This is a genomic window from Nostoc cycadae WK-1, from assembly GCF_002897135.1.
Taxonomy (GTDB): domain Bacteria; phylum Cyanobacteriota; class Cyanobacteriia; order Cyanobacteriales; family Nostocaceae; genus Nostoc_B.
The window spans coordinates 38,627-63,997 of the sequence record NZ_DF978432.1; the positions used below are offsets into that span (position 1 = coordinate 38,627).

22 protein-coding genes and 1 pseudogene are annotated in these 25,371 nt (G+C 40.5%); 21 read left to right on the forward strand and 2 right to left on the reverse strand.

What is annotated here, in order from left to right:
• The first annotated feature begins 1 nt into the window (after position 1).
• The 5 genes from NCWK1_RS17830 to NCWK1_RS17850 all read left to right on the forward strand — a co-directional run bounded on the left by NCWK1_RS17830 (position 2) and on the right by NCWK1_RS17850 (position 3,278).
• Entirely contained in the window at positions 2-604 is a 603-nt protein-coding gene (locus NCWK1_RS17830) for a siphovirus Gp157 family protein (RefSeq protein ID WP_103125634.1), read from the forward strand.
• Between the two features lie 426 nt (positions 605-1,030).
• On the forward strand, positions 1,031-1,480 hold the full coding sequence (locus NCWK1_RS17835) for a hypothetical protein (protein WP_103125635.1): 450 nt from the start codon (positions 1,031-1,033) through the stop codon (positions 1,478-1,480).
• Positions 1,481-1,663: 183 nt separating this feature from the next.
• Positions 1,664-2,032 carry a hypothetical protein gene (locus tag NCWK1_RS17840; protein WP_103125636.1) on the forward strand — a complete coding sequence of 123 codons (369 nt, stop codon included), beginning with the start codon at positions 1,664-1,666 and terminating at the stop codon, positions 2,030-2,032.
• A gap of 144 nt (positions 2,033-2,176) precedes the next feature.
• Positions 2,177-2,302: a hypothetical protein gene (locus NCWK1_RS30445; RefSeq protein ID WP_281259136.1), complete on the forward strand. Its 126-nt coding sequence runs from the start codon at positions 2,177-2,179 to the stop codon at positions 2,300-2,302.
• Positions 2,292-3,278, forward strand: coding sequence for an A1S_2505 family phage non-structural protein (locus tag NCWK1_RS17850; RefSeq protein WP_103125638.1), 987 nt, complete (start codon positions 2,292-2,294; stop codon positions 3,276-3,278). The genes NCWK1_RS30445 and NCWK1_RS17850 overlap by 11 nt, the downstream gene beginning before the upstream one ends.
• Before the next feature lie 49 nt (positions 3,279-3,327).
• On the opposite strand, the pseudogene NCWK1_RS17855 reads toward NCWK1_RS17850, so the two are convergent.
• Positions 3,328-3,471: pseudogene (locus NCWK1_RS17855) on the reverse strand (tyrosine-type recombinase/integrase); the annotation flags it as partial.
• Between the two features lie 307 nt (positions 3,472-3,778).
• Between NCWK1_RS17855 and NCWK1_RS17860 the strand changes: the two are divergent.
• On the forward strand, positions 3,779-4,966 hold the full coding sequence (locus tag NCWK1_RS17860) for a hypothetical protein (RefSeq protein ID WP_103125639.1): 1,188 nt from the start codon (positions 3,779-3,781) through the stop codon (positions 4,964-4,966).
• Positions 4,967-5,096: 130 nt separating this feature from the next.
• On the opposite strand, the gene NCWK1_RS17865 is transcribed toward NCWK1_RS17860, so the two are convergent.
• Entirely contained in the window at positions 5,097-5,675 is a 579-nt protein-coding gene (locus NCWK1_RS17865; RefSeq protein ID WP_103125640.1) for a hypothetical protein, read from the reverse strand.
• 199 nt (positions 5,676-5,874) lie between these two features.
• On the opposite strand from NCWK1_RS17865, the gene NCWK1_RS17870 reads away from it, so the two are divergent.
• The 15 genes from NCWK1_RS17870 (at position 5,875) to NCWK1_RS17940 (ending at position 25,340) form a co-directional block, all read left to right on the forward strand.
• On the forward strand, positions 5,875-7,512 hold the full coding sequence (locus NCWK1_RS17870) for an ATP-binding protein (RefSeq protein WP_103125641.1): 1,638 nt from the start codon (positions 5,875-5,877) through the stop codon (positions 7,510-7,512).
• A 124-nt stretch (positions 7,513-7,636) separates the two neighbouring features.
• Complete coding sequence (locus NCWK1_RS17875) at positions 7,637-8,203, forward strand: DUF192 domain-containing protein (RefSeq protein ID WP_103125642.1); 567 nt, start codon at positions 7,637-7,639, stop codon at positions 8,201-8,203.
• A gap of 371 nt (positions 8,204-8,574) precedes the next feature.
• A complete protein-coding gene (locus tag NCWK1_RS17880; RefSeq protein WP_103125643.1) occupies positions 8,575-9,222 on the forward strand; it encodes a hypothetical protein in 648 nt (215 codons plus the stop codon).
• A 93-nt stretch (positions 9,223-9,315) separates the two neighbouring features.
• Positions 9,316-9,651, forward strand: a complete 336-nt coding sequence (locus tag NCWK1_RS17885; protein ID WP_103125644.1) for a hypothetical protein — start codon at positions 9,316-9,318, stop codon at positions 9,649-9,651.
• A gap of 42 nt (positions 9,652-9,693) precedes the next feature.
• Entirely contained in the window at positions 9,694-12,522 is a 2,829-nt protein-coding gene (locus NCWK1_RS17890; RefSeq protein WP_103125645.1) for a hypothetical protein, read from the forward strand.
• 117 nt (positions 12,523-12,639) lie between these two features.
• Complete coding sequence (locus tag NCWK1_RS17895; protein WP_103125646.1) at positions 12,640-13,371, forward strand: hypothetical protein; 732 nt, start codon at positions 12,640-12,642, stop codon at positions 13,369-13,371.
• Positions 13,372-13,440: 69 nt separating this feature from the next.
• Positions 13,441-14,592 (forward strand): hypothetical protein, encoded by a 1,152-nt coding sequence (locus tag NCWK1_RS17900; protein WP_103125647.1) that lies wholly within the window; start codon positions 13,441-13,443, stop codon positions 14,590-14,592.
• Between the two features lie 13 nt (positions 14,593-14,605).
• Positions 14,606-15,382 carry a hypothetical protein gene (locus NCWK1_RS17905; protein ID WP_103125648.1) on the forward strand — a complete coding sequence of 259 codons (777 nt, stop codon included), beginning with the start codon at positions 14,606-14,608 and terminating at the stop codon, positions 15,380-15,382.
• A gap of 24 nt (positions 15,383-15,406) precedes the next feature.
• On the forward strand, positions 15,407-17,233 hold the full coding sequence (locus NCWK1_RS17910; RefSeq protein ID WP_103125649.1) for a TrbI/VirB10 family protein: 1,827 nt from the start codon (positions 15,407-15,409) through the stop codon (positions 17,231-17,233).
• Positions 17,230-18,081, forward strand: a complete 852-nt coding sequence (locus NCWK1_RS17915) for a hypothetical protein (RefSeq protein WP_103125650.1) — start codon at positions 17,230-17,232, stop codon at positions 18,079-18,081. The genes NCWK1_RS17910 and NCWK1_RS17915 overlap by 4 nt, the downstream gene beginning before the upstream one ends.
• A gap of 6 nt (positions 18,082-18,087) precedes the next feature.
• Entirely contained in the window at positions 18,088-19,500 is a 1,413-nt protein-coding gene (locus tag NCWK1_RS17920) for a hypothetical protein (RefSeq protein WP_103125651.1), read from the forward strand.
• Positions 19,501-19,642: 142 nt separating this feature from the next.
• Complete coding sequence (locus NCWK1_RS17925; RefSeq protein ID WP_103125652.1) at positions 19,643-21,430, forward strand: type IV secretory system conjugative DNA transfer family protein; 1,788 nt, start codon at positions 19,643-19,645, stop codon at positions 21,428-21,430.
• Positions 21,431-21,516: 86 nt separating this feature from the next.
• Positions 21,517-24,027: a hypothetical protein gene (locus tag NCWK1_RS17930; protein ID WP_103125653.1), complete on the forward strand. Its 2,511-nt coding sequence runs from the start codon at positions 21,517-21,519 to the stop codon at positions 24,025-24,027.
• A gap of 301 nt (positions 24,028-24,328) precedes the next feature.
• Entirely contained in the window at positions 24,329-25,135 is an 807-nt protein-coding gene (locus NCWK1_RS17935; RefSeq protein WP_103125654.1) for a hypothetical protein, read from the forward strand.
• 4 nt (positions 25,136-25,139) lie between these two features.
• Positions 25,140-25,340 (forward strand): hypothetical protein, encoded by a 201-nt coding sequence (locus NCWK1_RS17940; protein WP_103125655.1) that lies wholly within the window; start codon positions 25,140-25,142, stop codon positions 25,338-25,340.
• Positions 25,341-25,371: the final 31 nt, after the last annotated feature.

A 25,371-nucleotide genomic window follows, 5' to 3' on the forward strand; every position in this document is an offset into this window, starting at 1 on the left:
TATGACTCAAGCAATTGAACGCGAAATCAATCAACTCACGCTCAAAGAGTTAAGCTTAGATGCTGCTAAACTCTGGTCACAGATAGAAGAAGCAAGCGAGTTAGGCGAAGAAGGTAAAGTAGAACAACTCGTACAAGAACTTATGGGTGTTCAAGATGGTATCGAAACCAAAATTGATGCGATCGCCTGGGTAGTAGACCAGTTAAATCTTGACCTTGAAACCTGGGAAGAAAGAAAAGCACGAGTAGCCGAACTCCACGACCGGGTAATTTCACGTCGTAAAACTCAACTTGAACAAATCAAGCGTACCCTGATACATCTACACGAGATTGGATTAATCAGTGACAAAAATATTGGTAAAGAAAGGGTTATTGAAATCAGGGATAACCCACCCAAAGTCGCTAACTTACTAGTAGAGGTAGACGATCAAGAATTTCCTGATGAATTTAGAGTTATTAAGTACCAAGCTAATAATAAGGCAATTCTTGAAGCCTATAAATCTGGTAAAGATATTAGCGATGTTGCTGAGATAACTATTGGGAAACAGGTACGGTTTAAGGTGCAATCAGCTACTAAGGGGCGCAACAAGAAAAACCACAACTAATGGCATACGCCTCAACCATGTAAATCAAACACAGGTATATCCCATCATTTTACAAATATATCATCAAATGGTTAAGAGTCAAATCTTAATCATTTTTATTTTTTTTAACCTATACCTCAATTTTAAACTTATTAAAAAAATCATCAAAACTTTGCTTAGATTTAAAGTCAGTGAAGATATACTCAGTAAAGTAGTAAATATCAATTTTAGCAACAGTAACTATACCAGACTAAGTACAAAAAATGTTACGATAAACTTGTAAATTTAACCTTATTTGGTGTAGTTCGATAAGTAATTTCAATTGATTATGTATTTTCTAATTTCCAACTATCAAGATTATAATTCAAACTAGCCCTAAGTTTAATCTTCAGGTATGCAATCACCATAAATAAAAATTAAATATTAGCTATCGGGAGCCACCTTCAAATGTCATATCATCAAAATCGAAGTATAGTTATCCGTAACGCTATTATCAACAGTTTGTTTATTATTTGGTGTTTAGTTTGGCGTACTGGTTTGGGGCTAACCTTTTTCATCATCTATGCTTCCCTGGGCTACATATATAACTGGCCATTCTACCTTCCCATTTCGATTATTTTGGGATTTGTCCCTTGGGGCTGGAAAGTGCAAGAAGAAAGAAAGATTAGAGAAGAAGAACAAAAAGTGAGAAATTTGAAAAATAAAATTGGAGATGGTGTTATCTATGCCAGAGCCGAATCAAATGTCGAGATAAATTACAGGGGAGTTATCTTCCTTAAATCAGTACTGGGTCTATTTGTTAGCGGATTTTGGGGGATAATACTTGGCTGGAAAGCTATTTTGGGAATGATACTACAGTTAGTTGATAATATTAGAACAGTTGTTAAATATATGTAGAGTGGCATCTTTATCTAAGCAAACCAAGCCTAAGATATTTCATTACTATTACACCATTAATTTATTATCAAGCCTTTACTTCAGAGTAAATTTACACAAGCTCACGCTTTGATATAAATAGAAAGCTGGCATACCGCTTCATTAAATAGCCAGCTACTAGTTATATCAACAGGAGTTAAAACAATGGAATTAGCACAGTATATACTAACAGGGCTTCTCTACATTCTTATTTACGGATTTTCTACTCTCTTCATTTTCCAATTCTTGCTAGAGATATCTATTGCTTTTGAAAAGCACTGCAACTGCAATACATCCATAAAACCCACTGTAAGTAAAATTGAAAATTTAACTGATAAATCCAAACTGCGGATATCTAACAAAAATCAAGGATCTACAAACAAACATATCACTGTTGAAGAGTTAAGGAAAAGATGCTCACAAGCTGGAATAAAATGGAGTTACGCTATTCAAGTATCTAAAACAGGCAAGAAACGACATCTCAATCGAGAAGAAATGTTAATAGCCTTAAACCAGATGAAACAGTCAGCATAATAAAAATATAAACTGATAGTAATTAATTCTATTATCAGTTTATATAAAATGGACAAGTATTGTATTTGTTGGCGAAGAAAAAATTCTAGTAAAGACGCAATACCCATAATTTTCAATCATCCAAATTCTAGACAAGAAGCAATAATGAAAGGTGATTATGGAGAGATGGAATTATGGGATAACCTAACTGCTGCTCAAGCAGAAGTAAAAAAATTTAATCACAGATATCCCAATCTCTTCTTTTGGGTAAAAGAACCAAATGTCAAATAATCATCCCTACAAAATTATTCCTGACAGAATTACCAAACTAGCAGAAAACCAGATTTTTGTATTTGGCAGCAACACAGAAGGAAGACATGGTGCTGGAAGTGCTTTATTTGCGCGACAGTACTGCAATGCAGAATACGGTAATCCCCAAGGACGACAAGGACAATCCTGGGCGATCGTGACCAAAGACCTAAATAAGGGTATCCGGTCAATTCCCCTTCCCCAAATAAAATCCCAAATTGAGAAACTAGTCGAATATGCAAAGACTCATCCTGAACTAGAATTCCTAACAACCAGGGTTGGATGCAACCTTGCAGGATACACCGACTTAGAGATAGCTTCCCTAATTGCAAATTTCAATCTTCCTCCTAATATCTGGCTGCCCCAAGAGTTTGTTGATTGCCTCATAGAAGATAAACCAACCCTAAAAGTGGCATTTACAGGAAACAGTCACAAAAAATTTGATGAGGAAGGATGGAAGCAGGTGCGTAACCGACTCGAAGGCATGATTGTTCGTGCTTGCGATCGCGCCCTTGAGTGGGGTTACAAACGCATCCAGTTTTATTCAGGTATGGCTTTGGGAGTTGATACAGCAGCAGTAGAGATAATCTTAGGCTTAAAAGATAAGTACCAGTATCCTATTGAGATAAATCTTACTGCTGCCGTACACTGCATTAACCAAGATGCCAAATGGAATAATCTCGATAAGCAGAAGTATCATTGGCTGTTATCCCAATGCGACGCTATCAAATTTATTTCCAACTTACCTTATCAAGAAGCTGGAGGAATCAAATGTTTAAATGCTCGTAATCGATGGATAGTTAATCAAATAAAAAATGCCCACGATATGATGATTGCTATCTGGGATGGGCAAGCGGGAGGAACAGCTAATTGTATCGCTGATGCAGCAAAATTAAACCGCAGAGTCATAATTTATAACTGGGTTACAAACACTTATCAAAAGTTGGGAAATTGGTAAATTAAACAGCAGTCTTATTGACTGCTGTTTAAGGTATAGGCCAGTAGTTCTAATCAAGGGGACTACACACAGCCTTACCGCCCCGATTCAGAACATGAGTATAAATCATCGTAGTTTTTACATCCTTGTGTCCGAGTAATTCCTGCACTGTGCGGATGTCGTAGCCGTTTTGGAATAAATGGGTAGTAAAACTGTGGCGAAACGAAGGATGTTATACGGAAAAATTCTTGATAACACCAAGGGATATACGGAAAAAATCCATATAATACTCCCGTGAAGGGTGGTTATACGGAAAAATTCGGTATAATATCCGAATAAGTAGGTAAAAAAGAAGGTTTCCGTATATTCAGACAGGATTTCGTTGTAATGCTTTATATATTAGGGTTAAAAAAAGATTATACGAAAAGTTTCCGTATAATAAATAGTTAGGCTTACCTTGCAGTACTTGATGAGATGGATATTTCTATTGCAGAGAGCCACAAAGTTCAGAGGATAGATATATGCATGAATTAGCGTTGGACAGCCAAAAGTTAAATGAATTAGTTGATAAGTGTAAACATTTTTCAATTTACCCTAGAGATATTCCTTCCTATGAGAGAGGGAGTCTTCAGAAACCCGGCGTTAATGAATTACTAATCGAACTAGTAAATCAAGCTATTGAAGATTTATTGGTTTTATCACAGCAAGAAAGAAAGAGCTTAGTAAAAAGCTATCCTGCTGCAATGAATATATATATTGATATTGATTCAATTGATTTTAATGACGAAATAGATATTAAAAAAGTAGCTGTTTATTATATCGGAGCAGAAATACATCGACGAAAATATTCTTTCAAGAAAATAGTGAATGAAACGACTGAAAACAGTACAGTTATAAATAAATTTCCAGAACTTAAGCAAAAGCTAGATGATGACAATCTTCTACTTATTGATGATTCATTCACAATGCATGATTACGGTATAGAGTATGAGGGTTATATTATTCAATATCATCGTTTATTACGTTCAAAATATTTGTCTTACTCAAATTCCAAATTTTTAGGTCGGTGGATTTCCTATTATGAAAGTAAAAAACTTTCTAATAGTTTCCGCATCGCAGTTGATCATCATAGCGAAGTGTTACCAAAAGAAAATTATGGGCAAGTTTTAGAATTTGATACCTGGTATGGACCTGCTTTCGATCTGGATCGCATAGACGATCCGAGTTACACTGGGCTAACAGTTGTCAAAAGGAATAAAAACTCCCTTTTTGAAGATAGCTATAAATTAGATAGAACCGAGTTCTTTTGGAGTCATAAAGATGGCATAAAAACATTTGAAATAGAAGAAATATCAGATAACGGTCAGTGGTATGACCATTATCTTTTTAATAGATATATCCATAGTGAGCGTGACACTAATAGAGGAGTTACTCGTCATTTAGATGGTGCAGTTAAGATATATCTAAAAAATGACTATCAGAGAAGGTTTGAAACATATTTGCCGGACAAAAGTAGTTACAAAAAAATCAAGATGTGGCGAGTAGACGGAGATATAGATGTTGATAGATGGATTACTCTAATCTCGTTCTTCTATGATGGGAACGAAATGGTGTATGAATATTTTGACCCAGCAGGTTTTAAGGAGAAGTTTGAGTTAAGAGTTAGAGACTTCAAAGAGTGGAAAAAACAACAAAATGATGCACATTAATCTGGCAGTTTTTGGGGTTGTTGTGACTTTAGAGCCTAACAAGTGCGATGCAGCGGATTGAAGAAAGTTTTTGATGATAGCAAGGGGATCTACAACCGCTGATCGCAAACGTTAAATATTTTTTATATCCTTAGTTTCTTCTCTGGCCAAGATAGCCTTGGCGGTAATCACTCTTCTTTAATTTGGAAACTTGACGTGCAGACCACTGACGCATAGGAGTAACTTTCTCTACATGAAGTAGCTTCTGGCGATAAGTATCATTGCCCGTTAGTTGAGCGATCGCACCAGCAATAAATCGAGCGCAGCGTTCTGGTTGAGACGAAACTTGTTCTTCTGCAAAGCGGATAACCAGCCAGTTTGCATCGACAAAACACTTGTTTCTATAGTCATCCTCGCCAATACAGTGAGTAGGCTTCCCAGTTGCAAATGAGATAGGTTCATCAACCTCCAAGTCGATGTGCAAGCCAGTATTTGGTTCAACCATCAGAAAATCAGCCGTAAATGGTAGTTGATGCCCTGATGGAAACATCATCTGCTGAGGAGAAACAATTTCACCAAAATAATGTTTGAGAACATTTTCAAACAGTTCCTCACTTGCCCCAATTGGTGCATCTCCTTGCCCAGACGGAAAAACTAAAGGGGTAAACTGTTTTTTGTCTTTAACTAACTCTGGAATAACAACGATTGGATATTCCGGTGTTTTGGCCATAACTAAAAATCGAAAAACTTGGAAAATCAGAACTCTTGGCAATTATCTAAATTCATAACACCATTACACAATCAACAAAATACTGAAAAGAAACCAACTTTTTTCTAATTTTTTGGATTTAGAAATTAGAAAATTATCAGTTATCGTACAGCATCCCTTCTAGATAAGATTGCTTCTGATTACGCTACAAGCAACTAAGATGAAGTCTAGCTTTGAGTATCTAGAAGACCTGCTTGCGGACAATTATCCAATCATCGCCTGTGAATCTCCCCTCCAAGAACGTCACCGCTTCCTCATTCGTATTACTACTTCCTGTCGGCAAGTAGGTAAAAAAGTCTATATATGGAATTTAAGCGAGGACAGGATTAAAGAATTAGTTTTCAGCCCTGAAAATAATCTTATTTTTCAAGAGTTTCACGACTATAAACCTTCCATAAAACAAAATACAGAAGATTATTTTCAAGTACTCAATTTTTGGAGGGTTTATTCTGGCACTGGAGTATTAATCGTTGAGAATATTTTTCCTTGGTTAAAAGAAAGCATAACTAAAGATACTGAATTTATTCTTCTATCAGAATGGATTAAGTCGTCGCTAGTTAATCTAAAATTTCATACAAATAATAGCGATAAGACTACCATATTACTAGGAGCCAATGCCGAGATAGCAAGCGAAATAGCAGCAGAAATACCCCTTTGGAGTCAAGAATTACCAGATACACAAGAAATAATTGCTAGTTTAATTAGCAGTAATTTATTTCCTTTAATTTATACTGAACAAGACTATTTAGAAATTGCTAACGCTAGTGCTGGTCTGTATATTGCTGATATTATTTCTTGCATAACCGATATTAGAAAAAATCATGAATTAGGAAATTCCAGTGAGATAGCAAAGCTTCTACTAGCAAAAAAAATTCAATTGCTCAACCGCTTGTATGACATCGAATTCTTACCTCCACCAAAAGTCGAACTTGGTGGGTTAGAACTCATGCAGCAGTCATTCAAAAAGTTCAAGCGATTGCTTACGCCGCGTGCCAAACAATACAATCTGCGCGTACCCAAGGGAATTATGCTTGTGGGTCCACCGGGGACAGGAAAATCACACTCAGCAAAAGCCTGTTCCCAGAATATGGGTATTCCCCTCATCATGGTCGATTGGGGCAACTTTAGAAGTTTTGGCAACCAAGCAGAAATGAAACTCAAACGCTTGTTGCGACTGGCAGATAGGCTCAACCAAGTAATTTTGTATTTCGACGACTTTGATAAAGGCTTCGCCGGGGATGATGACCTCGCCAAACGGCTGGCTGGTCAGCTTTTGACGTGGATGCAAGAGCGCACGTCAGATGTACTGGTCATCGCGTCAGTTAACCGCATGGAATGGCTGCCACCCGAACTCACCCGTGCTGGACGGTTTGACTATTTATTTAAAGTAGACCTGCCCAATAATGGGGAAAGATATAGTATCTTCAAACTGCACGCTGCCCGGTTTGACGAACGCTTTCGCAATGGCGACGACCCCTGGAGTGAGGAACAGTGGCGCAGAATTCTTAAAGCCACCAATCGCTGTGTAGGTGCAGAAATCCAGACAATTGTTGAACGCGCCGCTAGTACCATATTCTGCGAAACCATAACAGAAGATACCTACTCAGAAAGCCAACTCTCCACACTCGAACTAACAATCGAGGCATTACTAGAAGAACGTCGTCAGATTAACCCGCTTGCCATCCGCGAAGCCGATAGAGTCGAGTCGATGCGTAACAAAGCTGACCAACAAGCTTTACCTAGTAGTCCTCTAGACGAAAGCAAATTTGCTGTTGGCAACATTGATATTTTCAGCTAGCACACCTCATAAATCAATTCAAAGTTTCATCATGTTTGGACAAAAGCAAATGTAACCAAAACATTTCAACTGTTCATAATGCTTGCCATTTCTAACCACTTTATTACTTTATTTATCTAAAACTATGGAAGTCACAAGACAAACTGCTCAAACCAACATTCAAACTAAACAAGCACAAAATTCAGAAAAAAGCCTATTTTACCAATTCATCAAATTTATCAAATTTGTTGGGCCAATTGCTGGTTTTACTGCTGCCCTCTCACCCCTACCGCTATACTTTTGGACTCGCCAGCCCCAGTATTTACCTATTGGCGCGACCTTTACCAGTAACAATCAAACAGTTCAACTCGAATTAGCAGACGATAGAAAAGAATATGCCCACGGACTCAAATTTCGTAATTCGATTCCTGAAAATCACGGAATGTTATTTGTCCTCAACAAACCTGAAAAAGTTAAACTTTGGATGAAGGATACGTATATTCCTTTAGATATGATATTCCTGCGAGATGGAGTTATCAAATCAATTGTAGAAGCAGCTCCCCCTTGCAAAACCAAAACCTGTCCTAAGTACGATTCAATCTATCCTGTTAACCAAGTTATTGAACTACCTGCTAACAGTACTAAAACCCTCAATCTCAAAGTAGGTAAGAAAATCCAACTCGATTTCAACATAAATAAAACGCAGAATTAGTTGGCAGAGAGTTGATCCATCACAACAACCTAGCGGTAAACAACCGTAATTACGCTACCTCATATATCAATGTTTGACCCCCGATATAGGCTATATCGGGGGTCAAACATTATGAAATAAACCACTGATTTAATTGTTGGAAGTTGTCAAGCAAATTTGTCTGAGTTTTTACTGGATGATTTACTGAAAAACATAGTGTCTAAAAATAGAAAATTTTTAGATGATTTCACGGTTATTAATCTCATAAAATAATTTCACAAGTGAGAATTTGGAGCAGATATTTACTCCAATCAAAACTTTGGTAAAAAGCAGTGTTTCGACCTTAGTTACTCTACAAAGTTTCATCCACTAATTTCTGAAATAATCTTTTTATGAAAACAGACTACGAATCTGATTTTGGTAGCGATAGCGAAGCGCTGCTGAGTTCGCGGAGCGTCTCGCAGAGAAGCGCAGATCGCATTCCTTCCCACGAAGAATACGGATACCCCGCTTCCACCCGTCGCAAAAAGCGCAACTGGAAAGAGAACGCTAGCATCGCCGGACTAATGGCAGTTGGTACTGGCTTGATGATTGCAGATATCTCACTCCACCACATGGTGATGGCATCACTCGCGTTTGGAACTGGCATCGTAGCGTTACTACCCAAGGAAGCAAACTTGCTACTTTCTAACTTTGAGAAATGGCAGCGCAAGTATGGCATCAATATTTATACTGTTCTGTTCTGCTTGGTAGGTGTAGTATTTATGTTGGACATTGCCACTGCACCTGCAAACGCCCAGTTCATGCAAAACGCAGAGGACTTCTTCACAGAATATTTTGAAGGTATTGACGAAACAATCATTCGATATGTATTTGCAGTACTGCGAGGTTTGTTCCTAATTTACCTTGGTATTGGTCTTATTAGGGTTGTTCAAGCAGCCAGAAACGACGAAGATTGGCAAACGATCGCCCGTACACCAATTATCGTTGCCCTCACAGTTGTAGTCGGAGACTTGCTTGCAGGACTGGTAACAGGCTGATACGTCACTCGTCAAAAAAGCCACCACGAGTGGCACAATTCCACAAGTGCCACTCATCAAGATTTCAAAAACTGACTTTCGTCTTTCGTCATAATGGCCAGAGAACGCGAATTTCGTACTGTCAACCGCGTATTAGGAGAACAGCCACGCCTTGGGCCATTCCCCGCCGACCAAATTGTTCCCTGGAGTGCGATCGCTCTCATCTCCTACATGGTAGTCAAGGGTTTTATGCAAGCTTCCTGGCTTGCAACCGGAATTGTAACCGCCTGGGGATGGGCAACCTGGTGGACAGTAAGTTCCAACAAAGCCTTTTTCGGTAAGTTTGTCGGCACACCCCGCATCACCCGTGGTTACAAACCTTTTGTCTCCCTCGTTAATCCTCTACAACCTCAACCCAAGAAAAAGCGCCAGCTGAAAAAACGCAGATAAAGCTTCTCAATTAATAAATATCACCGAACGAAACTACAGGCTATGAGTTCGACCACCTCAACGAAAATAAAGCACAAAATTGGTAAAAAATCTCTCGATACCGAACAATTAGGTGTTGTCAAAAATCTGACACCGTTTGAGGATATTACCCATTTAGCCGGGATTGCAAGTATCTCGCTTGCTGGTCGTAGAGATATCGGCGCACTTATTCTCCAGAAAAAAGAGGATATTCAAATCAAGTTCTGCTTTGACGTACAAGGAATTCACCCGTCCTTGCCCGAAGAACAGATTCTCCCCATTTTTGAAAATATTGAAGGCGGACTCAAAGAACTTCCCGAACGAGAAACCTTAACAATTCACCTTGGTTCGTTCACTGATGATTTTCTCCGGCAGCAGGAACTAAAAAAGATAGAGGATAAATGCGATCTAGAGCAATTAACTTTATTAGTGCGATCGGAACGTCTGCGAGCAAGAGAACTCACTGAAGCAGGAACCCGTAAAAATAAGTTTTTACGTTTCTGGTGTACCTATAGCGTCCTTGCTTCTGAAGACAGTCGCTCAAATGATGCGATTGAAAAAACTATCAAACAATTGCAAAATGCCTGGTTCCAATTTACTGGACAAATTCACGGTGTTCGGCAAGAACGAATCGAAACAATTTTACGGGATAGTTTTACCTCTGGGTTTCAACGGTGGGAACAACTTTTTACTAACTCAATGGGGCTTTCAGTGCGAGCAGTCACAAGTGAGGAAGTATGGTCGATTCTTTGGAGTCAATTTAACCGTAGCGACGCACCCAAAGTTCCCAATCCTGTCATATTAGATGAAGAGGGGCTTCGAGAAGTTCAAACCAGCGATTTCCATATTCGCCACCTGATGCTGGAGAATGAGAAATCTGTCCCGTTTCTCGATCGCAGCTGGGTAAGACTACAAGACAAGTATATCGGTGTCCTGCAATTTAGCGAAAAGCCCCAAGGGTGGGTAGACGAATACGCCCAGCTTCGATACCTCTGGGAAGTCATATCCAAAGAAAAAATCTCTGACACTGAGATTATCTGCCAGCTATCTAAAGCTAACCAGGGACTCGCCAAAACTGCTCTGCAACGAATTACCAAACAGTCAATTACCTCCAGCGCGATGTCTTCTGAGAAAGGGTCAATTGACGTAAAAGCTAATATGAACATCGAGGAGGCAGTTAAGGCACAAGAAACTATCCTCAGAGGCAGTTTGCCCATCCATACTGCTGTTGTTTTTTGTGTTCATCGTCACAGTCGTCAAAAACTTGATGAGGCTTGCCAATACCTTTCTAGCTGTTTCTTACGACCTGCCGTAGTTGATAGAGAAATCGAGTATGCCTGGAAAACATGGTTACAATGTGTACCTGTTGTCTGGGAAAATCTACTTACAAGACCCTTTAACCGTCGCCTCCCCTATTTCTCATCAGAAGTTCCCGGACTCATGCCGATAGTCAGAACAGCTACGGGAGATAAATCCGGGTTTGAGCTAATTGCTGAAGAGGGAGGAACTCCAGTACATCTCGACTTGTACAAGCAGCACAAAAATCTCGCTATTTTCGGTACTACCCGTGCAGGTAAATCTGTCTTAGTAGCAGGTCTATTAACACCTGCCTTGGCTCAAGACATTCCCGTAATTGCACTTGATTATCCCAAACCCGATGGTACTAGCACGTTTACCGACTATACCAAATTTATGGGAGAAGAAGGGGCATATTTCGATATTACTAAAGAATCGAACAACCTATTTGAATTACCAGATTTAAGGGGGTATGAACCTGAACTTATTAAGGAAAGGATGACTGATTTCAAGGAATTCTTGAAATCTACATTAATGATAATGGTACTTGGGACAAATCCTGTCGGGGTAAGTCCGACAATGATATCAAATATCGAGAGTATCATTACAATCACAATTGAAACTTTCTACAACGATGAGGATATCAAGCTGCGGTATAAGCTAGCACTAGAAAATGGATTAGGAACACCTGAATGGGCAGATATTCCAACACTTAAGGATTTCTATAATTATTGTTCGCCTGGGTTTATCAAACTTGATTCAATCACCAATAATAGTAAAGAAATTCTTGATGCTCTTGACCAAATCAGATTGCGATTAAAGTTTTGGCTGAACTCACGAGTTGGACAATCAATCGCCAATCCATCTAGCTTTAAAACTGATGCTCGATTGCTTGTATTCGCACTGCGATCGCTTGGGAGTGAAGCTGATGCAGCAGTCCTTGCCCTTAGCGCCTATTCCGCAGCATTACGTAGAGCTTTATCATCTAAAGTATCAATATTTTTCTTAGATGAAGCGCCGATTTTATTCAGTTTTGACAGCATAGCCGAGCTAATTGGTAGACTCTGCGCCAACGGTGCGAAAGCAGGTATACGTGTAATTTTATCTGCCCAAGAACCAGAAAGTATTTTCCAAAGTAAATCTGCCTCCAAAATATTTGCTAACATCACGACCCGCCTTATCGGTCGGATTCAAACATCAGCTGTTGACCCATTTGTTAACAGGTTTAAATACCCTTATGAAATTATCTCACGCAATAGTACCGAAGCATTCTTTCCAAAACGCGAAAGTATCTACTCACAGTGGTTACTTGACGATAATGGCAAACTTACTTTCTGTAGATATTACCCTGCTTATTGTTTACTTGCAGCAGTAGCAAATAACCCGAATGAGCAAGAATTACGCACTCTCTTCCTCAATAAATATGCCGATAATCCAATGCTGGGTATGGTGAGATTTTCTGAGGCATACATACAGACACTTCGCGGAGATGAGTTAAGCCAAGAAGCACAACATTTACTGGATAAAAATAACAATCAGCAATTAAAGCCAGCATAAATTATATAAGACAAACTAACAAATAATCGGGACTGAGAAAAAGAAGAATCAATAAATCATAAAAAAGTGGCTTAACTTTATTTAATTGCCACATTAGTTATTTTATCCACCAAAAGTATGAAACCAAAGTTCAAGTTTAGTAAGAAAGGGGCAATAATCGGGTCAATCATTGGTCTGGTTACTTTACTTGGTACAGCACCCAGTTATGCCTTTTCAATTGACGATTTTTTCAAGGTTTTAGGCAAATTCAATAACTATTTTGAGGAAACCAAAAACGAACTCACCGCAGCAGCTAATGAATGGGGTGGGATGAAAAGCGAAGCTAAAACTGCTATTCAGACTGGCAGTATGGATATGCCAGACCCAGTAAATTCAGCCGAAAAGCTCAAAGAGCAGCTCAAGGAAAAGGGTAACTGGAATGAAAGTAACACAGTTGAAGGTGCTGTAGGTGCAGCTAACGAACTGGAGAGAGAAACCACCCGCGCCACGATCGCCAGCGTCTTAGGGGAAGTCGGTCAGGAACGTACCAAAAATGAGATAGAAGCAACTGAACAAACTGTGGCTGAGGCCAAAGAACTCGCAGAATCTGCACAACCAATGGATGCTTCACAAAACATCCTCAAGGTCATTGCTGCCCAAAACTCGCAAATTGTCTCAATGTTGGGTCAATCTCGCATTGACGGACTGCAAACACGGCACGATGCCCAACAAACTAACCTGATGCTATCTCAACTTGCCGAACAGGGGGCAAGCGATCGCCGTCGTCAAAACCTGATGATGGACGGTATCAGCGCCCAGTACATCGAAATCAGCGGGTTTAGCAGTCTCAAAACCACAGCAGGTGAATAATTCACCTTAATCAATCGGTCATCTCAATTGCAGAGATGACCAAACCTTCACGCCTGTTAACCAAGTGCTATGTTAGAACACCTCATAATTGCAACCGACCCATTTTTTGGACAAGACATTTTAGAAAATGCCGCAGCCGGGGCGCAACTAGTAGCTGAAGGTTTCAATGAACTTTGGCAAGAAACCCTCAACGGCAGCTTGTATGGCTCGATGTGCAAAGTTGGTCAGTTTTTTGCGATCGCCACACTCACCCTTTTTATGGTTGAGTTAGGCAAAAACTGGATAAATCAAGAGGATATGAAAGCTCTCTCCAGTTGGATATGGCCCATCCTGGTTATCGGGCTACTAGCTAACAATGGCACTTTACTCAGAAGTGGAACACTCGCCATACGAGGATACATTAATACTGTCAATAATGACATTCTTGAGTTTACTGCTGCCGGAGCAAACCTAGAAGTAGCATTCAATCGAGCAGTCGGCAATATTGCCCTCCAGCAGCAAGTAGGGGCGGCAATGGAAAGATGCCGCTCAATCCCTGGTAACACGCAAGATTCAATCACCTGCTTGCAAGAAGCAGAAGCAGAACTCAAAACCTCTGCGCCCGATCTATTCAAAGGAGAAGCCCCCGATAGCGGTAGTTGGGAATTTAACCCACTTCAGGCTTTATCTGATGCTAAAGACGCGCTCGAAAATCTCTCCCCTGGTCAAATCGCCGAAAAGATTGGTAATACTATCACCAGTACAATCGGTTCGATGATCACCGGATTTGTCGCAGTGATCCTCCTCGCCCTCAATAACGCTTACCAGTGGGGTATCGAATTCACGATGCTTTTAACTGCCCTACTTGGCCCGTTGGCAATAGGCGGTTCGCTACTCCCCTTTGGCGCAAAACCTATTTTCGCTTGGCTAACTGGTTATTTCACCGTTGGAATGGCGAAACTCTGCTTCAACATGATTATTGGTTTGTGCGGACAACTTATCGCTAATTCCGAACAAAATCAACCGATGATATTTCTGCTTTTTGTCGGGTTAGTTTCTCCTATTCTTGCGTCTGCATTAGCAGCAGGTGGTGGAATAGCTGTTTGGACAGGATTAGGTAAAACAGTAGCATTTGGCTCTGAAATTGCAGCAGGAATCGCTACAGGTGGAGCAAGTACAACTGCTACGGTTGCTGTTAACGCCACTAAATTTGTTAGTTCCAAAATCAAAGTTAAAAAGTAATTAACAAATAATTATGCTTAAACCTAAGTCTAAATCTCAACCAGCTCGGCTCCTCAGTTATGGGCAATCTACCTCCACACCTATTGCAATGGCGATCGCCGTAACAGCAGGAGGAACTATCTTATCTACCCTATTGCAAATAATAAATATTGGCATGAGTGCTAACACAAATCATCATGTCAAAGGTATGACGATAGTTCAACTCCAAGATGGGTCTATTTCACCTGGTAAATTTGCTGCTCCCAACGAACGCGAAGCCGAAACTATCAAACGCTTTATCTCAGATAGCATGATTAAGATGTTCGGTTGGAACGGAATAATCGAAGCAACAGAGAATGGCGAAAATGTTACTAAACCTGATAGGGGAATAGATATTCAAACAACAAAAAATAGTAGAAAAAAAATTCCTACTAGAGCCTGGGAAGCTGCATTTGCACTATCTGAAAATCAAGATTTTCGGGCAAACTTTCTCAAGAAATTAGCAGAAATCGTTCCAAGTGGTGTATTTAACGGTGAAGTTCAAGTTTCACTCGTTACCCGCCATATCTCCGAACCCAGAAAAATTAAGGATGGACAGTGGGAAGTCGATTATATCGCTACGCTCGTAAGCTTTAATAGGAACGAAAACCAAGGCAAGGGAATCGCCTTTAACAAAACAATTACTGTCGAAGCTGTCGATACTCCCAAGTTACCAAATAAGCCAACTGAACTCGATAAAAAAATTTATTCGATACGAGAACCAGGTTTAGAAATTACTCAAATTGTTGATTATAACCTCGGTAAGAAATAAAAATCATTAATCAAGCATAGAACTATGTTACAGCTAGAGAATGAGGCTTCCAATAAACATATATCTTCCGTAGATAGTCTTTTACCAATCGATAGGATAGAAGAAGATGAAGTTGAAAATTTGCAATTTGAGGTTGTTGAAGAAGATGAAACTGAAGTAGAAGACCCCGCATTAATCCAAACTAAACACGACTTTGTTACATCTCCCTGGTCAAGGTTAGGAATTATTGGTGGTGCATTTGGTGCTGGTTTTCTAGTTATATTTGTTGTCCTCAACGGCATGATGAATGGGGGTAGTAAAAACGCCAAAAAACCAGAATTAACTACTACTCCAACTCCCACGGTTGCCACATCTGAGAAAAAAGAAGGCGATGTTTATGCCAAGCTTGCTCTCGCCAAGCAACAGGAAGAACTTGATGCCCTAAATGGTCAAGCTAACACGGGAGACAAAGAGGAGAAAAAGGAAGCTACTGAAGAACAAGCCAAAAACCAAGAGAAAACCCGTTCTATTCGACAACGAAGGGTAGTTGCTCAAGAAACTACCCCTACTTCCAGAAGACGTGTATACCGGGAAGTAACACCCGAACCTGTTAGACCAACACGTAGAGTAGTGGCTTCACAGCCAATACCACCTCTGCGTCCTAGCGCTCCTCTGCCAAAATTTGCCAAACAAACAGTTGCCAGCAACCAGAGTGTCGCCAAAGATCCAATAGCCGAACTCGAACGCCTGCGTAACCTGGGTTCAGTTGGTCGAGTTGAGTATATGCTAGCCAGTACCACTGTCAGTGAACCTACAAACACAACAGTACAAGAAGTTACAGCTAAAACTGAAGAAACATTACGCCCAGCAGAACAAAATAGCGATCGCTCCCGTCGTCGCCGTAGCCGACGCAACGAGAATACCGAAACAGTTACCAATACTCCTAATCAAGTTGAAGAACTGCGCCCGCGTTGGCAACCTGTAACCACAAATGACAGTACTCCTGAGTATGGCAATACTGATGACAAAGATAACAATCCAGCCGTGCCAGTTATTTATAGCTTCTCGCTAAAAGAGCCACAAACCAGCTCAGAACTTGACAAAGAAAAGACCGTAGAATCCAGTTTTGCTAGTAATAAAGAAAACAACTCTACTCTGCAAGTTGAGCAAGTTGCAAATAACTACCTGCCAGAAGAAGCGCAGATACTCCAAGAAACACAACCGCAGTATCTAGTTGTCGGTTCGTTTGCAAGTGCAACCCTGGTAACTCCACTCGTTATGCCCCAAACCAGTAATAACGCTCGTTCCCAAGAACAGACAAATACATTAAGGTTTGTCGCCCGGTTGGACGAGCCGCTTTACAGCAATACTGGTGAAATAGCCATTCCCGCAGGAACGCAGGTAACTATCGCTATGATTTCGGTTGATAGCACATCAGGCGTGCGTGCCGAAGTCACGGCCATCCTCAAGGACGGCACAGAATATCCTCTATCACCTGGAACGATATCGGTTTTGGGAGAGGCAGGTTCACCCCTAATCGCCAGACCTTACGACGACAAGGGATCTGAAATTGCCAAATATGATGCCACATTAGGGACAATAGCTGGTCTTGCCAAGGTAGGAGAAATTATCAACCAGCCGGATGAAGAAGTCACAGAAGATTTGCCTTTAGGTGGGACAAGAACCCGCAGCCGCAATAACAACCGCAACCTGGGAGCTGCTTTCCTTGAAGGTGCCTTTGGTAAACTTGGCGAAACAGTCAGCAAGCGCACAGAACGTGCTACTGACGAAATCAATCGCCGTCCCAATGTTTGGTATGTGCCTAAAGACACCAAAATCACAATCAAAGTCGATAGGTCAATCAAACTGTGAAACTAAGAGATATAGCCGATTTTAGTTTAAGGATGCCTTGGGCGATTGCCTCTGGCACTGCGCTCCGCGCAATCGCCTTTGGTGGGTGCCTCACCATCACCTCCGTGCTTGCACCAAACCAACTTCTACTAGCAAGTACTATTCGTCAACTTGCAGCGTCCCAGGTATCAGGGGAAAATGCCCAATTGCAGACAGTTAAGGTGTGGCCTGGACATGGGGTATCAATATCGTTCTACAACACCAGAGAAGTCATCAAGAAAATCTGGCTGGATGACCCATCTAGATTTGTTTTTGATGTAGACGGATGTCTTGAAGGTTTGGGTAAGTGTTCTGGAAGCAGCACGGGTGCTGGACTAATTCACATTCGCCGCATTGAGACAGTCAAAATCCCCGGTTTACCACAAGCTCCTTACGGGGCGCACATGACGGTGATTACCGAATCTGGTTCAACAAGGAAAAGCTATCACTTCCGGATTGTAGCGGGCAGTGGCACACCAGAGTACAGTCAAATTGAAATTATTGGCGACACTCCCAGCAAACCTGAACAAGTAAAACCAAAGGTTAGTTACACCGCATTATCTGATAGCAGACATATCGCCAAAGGAATGCAAGTTGCCTTAAAAAACCAGTGGGTTACGACAGACAGCAAGCTTTGGAAGCGTCTGAACCAACTTGTGGAGTTGCGATCGCAAGGAAAGGAACTTGTCGTCGCCGCCAGCACCGCCGGAGTATCAATGCAATTGGTTGAAAAACTCATGCTACTGGGTGGAAAGCGCTTGTTAGAAATACCACCACAGCGCAATAACCCTCTCACAACAACAAATCTAGGTAAATCAAGTTTTAAATAAATAGTGATGTATAACGAACATCTGGCCACTAACAACCAAATTTTAGATACTACAGCAGAGGTCACTGCGATCGTACCAGTGAGAGCTGCAAGCCAGGAAACTACTCACAACAAAACCAACCGAGGGCTTGAGTATCGGATGGAAAAATTTAATAAATTACGCTACCTAATGGTTGCAGGACTTATTGCTGGGCTTGCCCTACACGGATTAATCCGATATGGAGGTAGCTATAATATCGGCAGTCTCCTATTCGGCGATAAAGCTGTAGCTCAAACAGTTTCATCGAAGTATTCAAATTTGAACACTTCGATAGATAAAACAAAACAAACCAAACAACCACAGCCCGTTGCAACAAAATACGTCAATGGCGCACCTACTCCCGATTGGAGCAGTATCACGTTTAGAAATATGAAGTTTGGCGGTGCTGGCAGCGTCGAATTCCCTAATATCAAAAACCCTGGTATGAAGGAAACACGCACCTGGAGTGCTGGGCAAAGCCTTGCTGAAGTCATGGAACTGGGTGATTTTGAAGCAACTGAGTTCAATATTGAAGATTTCACGCTTGAAGATATCGCTGACATCACGGGCATTCAACTCAAAAATCTCAAACTGTCAGATTTTGAAACACTCGATTGGCAAACACTTGAAGACCTCGCCGAAGCAATCCCTAATTTAGAAGATTCAGAAATCGCAGCCATCCCACCAATTGAAGAACTAGTAACCAAAGTAACGGGCAGCACCGCAGGCTACCAAACTGTTGGTGAGGTGCTGGACAATTATCCCCAACTGGGAGAAGTGGAACTTGGTGAGTATGTCAAACTTGATAAATATAAACTAACCAGCATCCCTGGTATTCAGGATGCACAGCTAAAAGACTTTACTAACTGGCAAAACACAACAATTGGTAAGGTTCCGGGATTAGCTGATGTACCGTTCGATCGGTTCCCCAGTGTTCCCATCCCCGATGTTAGCTTTATCGGCAAAGTAGACTTACCCCTCGGTTCCCTTGAAAGTGGACGTTGGAAGTCAATAAGTGGTAGTTACCAAGCTGGGTTTAATGTCCCGTGCGAGAAAACCTGTGGTCACATCGAAGTTTCGGGAAGCGATATTGTGACTGGCGCACAATGGATGTCCGGCAAAGACCAAAAAGTTAAAGGCGGATTTGGCATCTTGGGCAGCCTCAACGGTGGAAAAGAACCTACAGGTCGCCACCCCTTTGGGAAATCATTTAAACAAGTCATCTGGGATATTAACGAAGCGGACGGCAGTATCACCACCGCGATGTTCTTCCGTATCTGCAAGCGGGGATGGGTTGATTTGGGTTGCTCGCCTTACTTCATTGGCCCAGTTCCCTTCTTCACCTACCGCGAGATAGACCCAATTATCCTTGGTACACCCCTCACCGTACCTAAAAATTAACAAGTAAAAAGGCAATCATAGAAGAATTTATCCTCTTTAACTTTTGACTTGAGAGGACACATCAGACAACCAATGAAGAAATATGCAACTTCACTTCACCGCATATTTCTTCGATTTCCTCATACAATTAATACAGATTAATATGAATAATTATCTGTTTGCAACTGCTACAACTAAGACAGTTAGAGAAGTAAAAGCTGCTCATAAAAATAGCAATACTGACTTTAGTAAGTATACAGATAAGTTCATGTCACCTCAAGGTTTGGCACTGGCCGGGGGAATTGGCTTATTATTGCTTTTACAGCTTTTTAGTAATGGTAAAAAAGGCAAGCTTGCTACTAGCTATTGGGGTGGAGCAAAGGAAACCGCCCAAGCTAAGAAAAAAGCCCTCAAGCAAATCGTCGCTCCTAAATGTGATAGTGCCAGTTTATATATTGGAGTACACAAATACAAGGGTCAAAAATTACCCAAGGGGAGTGGGGGAGTTCCAGTTTATGTACCCGATGTCCAACGGGGAACTGCTGTAATTGGCGCACCCGGAAGTGGTAAATCATTCTCGGCTATCAACCCGATGATTTACTCTGCAATTGACCAAGGTTTTGGTATAGTATTATACGATTTTAAGTATGCCAGTCAAGCCAAAATCGCCAGTTATGCCAAATCTAAGGGGTATGACGTACATATCTTTGCACCGGGATTTCCTGAATCAGAGGTATGTAACCCAATCGATTTTTTACGCGACAGTAGCGATGCTGAAACCGCACGGCAGTTAGCTACGGTAATTAACAAAAACTTCCGCCTGTTAGGCAATGCGTCTGAGGATGCCTTCTTTGGCCCCGCCGGCGACCAGTTGACGCAGGCTATTTTAATGCTAACCAAAGAGTTTGGCGATGCCTCCGGCGGGCATAGCCATCGCGCTGATATTATGACGGCTGCGGCAATACTTTCTAGCGAGAAGATGGTCGAACGCTTGATGGCAGCCGAACTAAACCCTTGGATTAGGATAGCTTTTGGTCAATTATTTAGCTCGGCTGGCTCAGAGAAAACTGTAGCGGGTATCGCTGGTAGTGCTTCATTGATGTTCACCCGGTTCATGGCAAGGGGTACATTGGGATGCTTTGTCGGTAAAACAACCTTGCCCCTGGAGGTAAAACGTAAACAGATGATTATCTTCGGGTTAGACCGCGAACGCCGCGATGCTGTCAGCCCCCTGATGACCAGTATTCTTCACATGGTAGTTTCCCGCAGTATTGCCAAAAAACGTAAGGAAGACGGCCCATTAGTAGTGTGTCTTGACGAGTTGCCAAGTATCTTCCTTCCAGATTTATTTAGATGGCTTAACGAATCTCGTTCCGAAGGATTCTGCGGTATCCTGGGTTGGCAAAATATGGGTCAGCTTGAAAAGATTTATGGTAAAGAAATCTCTAAAGCTATCCTTGGTGCGTGCGGTACAAAATTTGTTTTTAATCCTGGTGAAGAAGAATCAGCACGATTATTTTCTGCATATTTAGGTGAAGAGGAAATTAAATATAAACAAAAATCCCGCTCAACAGGAGGGGGTAAAACCAGCACATCTATCAGCGAACAAGAACGGACTCGCAAGCTATTCGAGCCAGCCCAATTCCTCAAATTACCACCTGGTAAATGTCTATTTATCAACCCAGCTTATAGTAATAAAAATGAGGGTTCAGTACCACTATTAAAAAACATCAAAATACCCAAATATATCATTAAATTAGAACAAGAAAATGACGCTCGCTGGGATAAACTCATCAAAGAGCTTGCTAGAAAAAGTACCCAGAAAAAACCCACACAGGAAGATTTAGATTTACGAGTCAAGGAAGTAGATCGGAAGTTCCCTATCCCACAAGCACCCGTACAAGCGGGCAATGCACCGTTACCTGTTGATGCGTACAAGAGCTTTTTCTAAAAACTTTAAGTTTGATGACCAACTGGTTTTTATAAAGCACAGTCAGATTGTTTAAATTTATAGATTATTTTCACCACATTTAATATATGTTTGACTCCAGACACACTCAAATTAATGAATCATATTTAGGTACAGCCGCTACTGCAATTCAAACAAGTCGAGAATTAAGTAAAAGCCTAATTAATGCACTTACTAAGATAACTAAAGTAATTCTCGAAAAACTCAAAGAAGCCCAAGAAGCAAGTAAAATTGCCGTTGAAATTGGCAAAGATATTTACAATCTTGTACCTGATGAATCTACCCCTGGTGCATATAAATGGGAAAAGGTAGATTTAACCAGTCAAAGTATAAAAAGCAATCAAGAAACTGATATTGTGTTAATGCCCGATTTATTAGTAGAAGGTCAATACACAATAGAAACTGAACCTTTTACTGACTATCAAGCACAAACAATTGCTGCAAGATTATTAGAAGATGTACCCAATTTAAATAGTGATTATCAGCAAACAAGTGATAATACTCTGAAAATTACAGCTTATCTAGAGTCAGATGGTTCAGAAAAACAAATCGTTATCTACGAACAAAATAGCGAAGGTAAATGTACAACTAATCTGATCACTGAAATACTTACTCCAGATGAAATAATAGATGTGGCAAGTGAACCATTAGTTAAGCTACTATCTCCATCTGCTGACACTATTAACAATCATAAAGATACAAAAGAGTTATTATTTGATAATGGAAACTCAGATGTCACAGAAGTAACTCCACCAGTAAATAATTTATCAGTAACACTGAGCGAGGATAATCAACCATTAAATTCTGAAATTGTAACCACACCAGTTAAGTTGTGTTACGAAGAAGAGGAAGCTGCGGTAGGTTTTCTAGATGATATCGATATTAGTAATCCACCCGACTTTGACTCCCCACCAGATATAGATTATTATCAATCTCCTGTAGTCAAAAACTATTCTGAAGCAGTAGAGCAGACACTTAGCGAACAATCTGAAACAAACATTCAAGCAGTCGAATCAAATACTTCACAACAGTTACTACAGGATGAAAACAGCGAAAACAGTTCGTCTATAAATCAAGAAATCAACTTATCTGTTGAAATAGAGGTAGATAACAGGTTTGAAGATGATGTCGTCAATAATCTTCAAGAAGAAATCGCACAGTCCGAAGAAACTATTCAAATTCGACGGATAGTTACTAGTAACTATCAATCTCAAAATCAAGCTGAAGAGGAGGTAAATAAAAATGTAACTCCCAATCATTTTTTTGCACAAGAGCCAGAGGAACAAGCAACTAATAATCGAAAAAAATATGCAACTGAATTTACCTATCAAGAAGTAGCTAATTCTCAAGATGTAGAGCCAGCAGCACAACAGTGGGCGCGTCAGGTTGAAGTACCTATTTATCAAATTAATGATAAACAAGCGCGAGAGGAACGTTACAAGGGGGAAAATAAAGACATTGCTGAAACTGCGATCGCAATGTTAAAAAAATACGGCACTGTTGAACAAGATGGTTCACGTATTTACCGTAGCGATACATTTGTGATTCGCCAACAGGCAGACACTGTTAGCATTCACCGCCGCAGTGATGAATTATTTGGGTGGAAGAACTCTTTGATGGATTTTAAACTCAACAAAAAAGAGGAACCCAAAATCACGAAAAAGCCTACAGAGATGTTACCTGTTGAACGTCAGGAGTTTCTCATGGTGGCAGAATACTTAGGTGACAATGGCAAGCTACCTGACCTCAACAATGCCGATATCCGTGATGTAGCAAACAGCTTGGGAAGTCTTGCACCTGCCGGCACAATTAAAACGCTGGAAGTATTTAAACAAAATGAGATGTTGCACACCCTGAATAATGTCCTCATCCAGGCTGATAAGGAAGAACTTACAGTAGGTGAATTTACCATCAAGCGATCGCGCAACCCCGGAAAAAATCGAGCCAGCTTGCAATTATTTAAAACTACCGAAGAAAAAGGTACTCAGGAACTTGTCCGGTTTGACCTAACTAAAACCGAAGCTGGCATTACCAAAGAAGTCAGCAAGATGAATATCTCTGAGTACAATATCAACCAAATTAAGTTTATTGCCCAAAACGCCAGCAAACTCAACCTGGAACACATCTTTGGTAACGAACAATCTACTTTTACAAACGCAGATGCACCCAAAAAACGAGTAATACAAGCAGTTGGCGATTTGCCTGTCACAGTTCACCCTTACATCGCCGGGGAATGGGCAAATATGGTCAAGCATGGTGGCCCTGACTGGGGAGGGGCAATGAATCAAGGCAATGAAGAAATTCTTCAACGGATAAATGAGAACAACGGCAAGTTACCAATTGCCGACCAGCGAGAGATGTACTTCAAGATTATGACCTACAAGGCAACTGAGGCACAAAAGCAAGGAGAAACAGTCGTCGATTTTGTTCCGCTTAAAGATATTATGAATGACTTACAAGTATGGCGAGGAGAAGAAATTCGGCAGCAATATACTCCTACTGAACACATACCCTCCCCTCAAAAGCAAACTGTCGCTGCTGCTGCACCTAAAACCAAGTCAAGAGAAGTTGAACTATAAATTACCCGTTACCAAGTTTGCAAAGTTGCATTGGCAATATAAAAACTTGGGTTTAGAAGTTACGTAAATTTACATCAGTTGCAAATTTCAAATTCAACGAGCTTTTCATTTATTTTAATGCTTAGTTAATCGTTTTAAATAACACAAACCAAGGAAAAATTACTACCTAAAGCTCACGCAGATACTCAATGTAGTATTTCAAGCGAAGAATCAAAAAGTGAGCTTAACATCCGAATTAAAAAACAGAAACTCACCTATCAGGGGATGGTTTGACTCTAGACTAAACCAGACAGTTATTAAAATGATTACTAGCCATAACCAACTATTAGAAAATCAAGAAATTATCAGGCCAGTTGATGGTGTAGATTTTCCATTAGTAGGAAATGCGATCGCCAAAGCACTTGCTAAGTATCTAGGAAGCATCTATGAAGATAAAAGATGGTTTACTAATTGTCTTGCTCAGGTTGGAGCAACAGCCCTCAAAATAGAATATGCTTTTGATTACTGTATTACAAATTCAACTTCCCTTGAAGAAGAAGCTCTAAAGTGTATGCTACTGGGTGCATTAGAAAATTATGCACGTAGCCGTAACATTCATGAAATTATTCAACCTTTTCTACAAGGAGAAAAAACCCTTCAACTTGAACCAGAATATTTCAAAAAATGGCTTCCTAGTATTCAAGATACATCTCAAATTATCGGTATTTTACCCCGTACTTGGCAAACTGTAGCTAATCAAGTAAGCGGAAATATCACCTGCAATGCTTCATACCCTTTAAGTGAATATCTTGGAGGTGCTGATTGCCAGATAATCGCTGGAAATACTCTTATTGATGTAAGAACAACTGCCAAGAAGCATCCCTTCTCCCTAGAAAATTTTTACCAACAAATTAGTTATGTTCTGCTTGATAGCAATGACACCTATCGTATCAATCAACTAGTCTGGTTTTACAGCCGTCAACAATCAGTATTTTTCTATCCCACTAACAAAATATTCCGCGACTTGCGAGCAACAAGGGAAGAATTTAAGAAAATGATTCTTGATAATTATGAAACAAATAGACTAGCAGAACAAAATAAGGGTTTATATCTTCCCCAGGAAGGTTAAAAAGATGATTCAAGATTTTCAACTTAATCCTAGCTTCAATATTTACTTTGATGGCATGGAGTATCACTCCAAGATTCACTTTGATGATGCTTTTGAAACTGAAGCAGAAAAAATTGCAGCAAGTGATATTAGCTCTCTTGCTACTAAAATCTCTAATCGTTGGCGGCAGTATCTTCTAAGTATTGCAAATAAATCCAAGCAGTAATCAACTAATTAGCCCTCTCCAAGCAGAGGGT

Excerpts from the sequence above, each read along its gene's own strand:
- NCWK1_RS17875 (WP_103125642.1), top strand. The coding sequence starts at position 7,637 with ATGGAAGTCACAAGACAAACTGCTCAAACCAACATTCAAACTAAACAA.
- NCWK1_RS17830 (WP_103125634.1), top strand. The coding sequence starts at position 2 with ATGACTCAAGCAATTGAACGCGAAATCAATCAACTCACGCTCAAAGAG.
- NCWK1_RS30445 (WP_281259136.1), top strand. The coding sequence starts at position 2,177 with ATGAAAGGTGATTATGGAGAGATGGAATTATGGGATAACCTAACTGCT.
- NCWK1_RS17840 (WP_103125636.1), top strand. The coding sequence starts at position 1,664 with ATGGAATTAGCACAGTATATACTAACAGGGCTTCTCTACATTCTTATT.
- NCWK1_RS17940 (WP_103125655.1), top strand. The coding sequence starts at position 25,140 with ATGATTCAAGATTTTCAACTTAATCCTAGCTTCAATATTTACTTTGAT.
- NCWK1_RS17905 (WP_103125648.1), top strand. The coding sequence starts at position 14,606 with ATGCTTAAACCTAAGTCTAAATCTCAACCAGCTCGGCTCCTCAGTTAT.
- NCWK1_RS17865 (WP_103125640.1), bottom strand. The coding sequence starts at position 5,675 with ATGGCCAAAACACCGGAATATCCAATCGTTGTTATTCCAGAGTTAGTT.
- NCWK1_RS17900 (WP_103125647.1), top strand. The coding sequence starts at position 13,441 with ATGTTAGAACACCTCATAATTGCAACCGACCCATTTTTTGGACAAGAC.
- NCWK1_RS17920 (WP_103125651.1), top strand. The coding sequence starts at position 18,088 with ATGTATAACGAACATCTGGCCACTAACAACCAAATTTTAGATACTACA.
- NCWK1_RS17835 (WP_103125635.1), top strand. The coding sequence starts at position 1,031 with ATGTCATATCATCAAAATCGAAGTATAGTTATCCGTAACGCTATTATC.
- NCWK1_RS17895 (WP_103125646.1), top strand. The coding sequence starts at position 12,640 with ATGAAACCAAAGTTCAAGTTTAGTAAGAAAGGGGCAATAATCGGGTCA.
- NCWK1_RS17850 (WP_103125638.1), top strand. The coding sequence starts at position 2,292 with ATGTCAAATAATCATCCCTACAAAATTATTCCTGACAGAATTACCAAA.
- NCWK1_RS17930 (WP_103125653.1), top strand. The coding sequence starts at position 21,517 with ATGTTTGACTCCAGACACACTCAAATTAATGAATCATATTTAGGTACA.
- NCWK1_RS17935 (WP_103125654.1), top strand. The coding sequence starts at position 24,329 with ATGATTACTAGCCATAACCAACTATTAGAAAATCAAGAAATTATCAGG.
- NCWK1_RS17860 (WP_103125639.1), top strand. The coding sequence starts at position 3,779 with ATGCATGAATTAGCGTTGGACAGCCAAAAGTTAAATGAATTAGTTGAT.
- NCWK1_RS17925 (WP_103125652.1), top strand. The coding sequence starts at position 19,643 with ATGAATAATTATCTGTTTGCAACTGCTACAACTAAGACAGTTAGAGAA.
- NCWK1_RS17890 (WP_103125645.1), top strand. The coding sequence starts at position 9,694 with ATGAGTTCGACCACCTCAACGAAAATAAAGCACAAAATTGGTAAAAAA.
- NCWK1_RS17880 (WP_103125643.1), top strand. The coding sequence starts at position 8,575 with ATGAAAACAGACTACGAATCTGATTTTGGTAGCGATAGCGAAGCGCTG.
- NCWK1_RS17885 (WP_103125644.1), top strand. The coding sequence starts at position 9,316 with ATGGCCAGAGAACGCGAATTTCGTACTGTCAACCGCGTATTAGGAGAA.
- NCWK1_RS17870 (WP_103125641.1), top strand. The coding sequence starts at position 5,875 with ATGAAGTCTAGCTTTGAGTATCTAGAAGACCTGCTTGCGGACAATTAT.
- NCWK1_RS17910 (WP_103125649.1), top strand. The coding sequence starts at position 15,407 with ATGTTACAGCTAGAGAATGAGGCTTCCAATAAACATATATCTTCCGTA.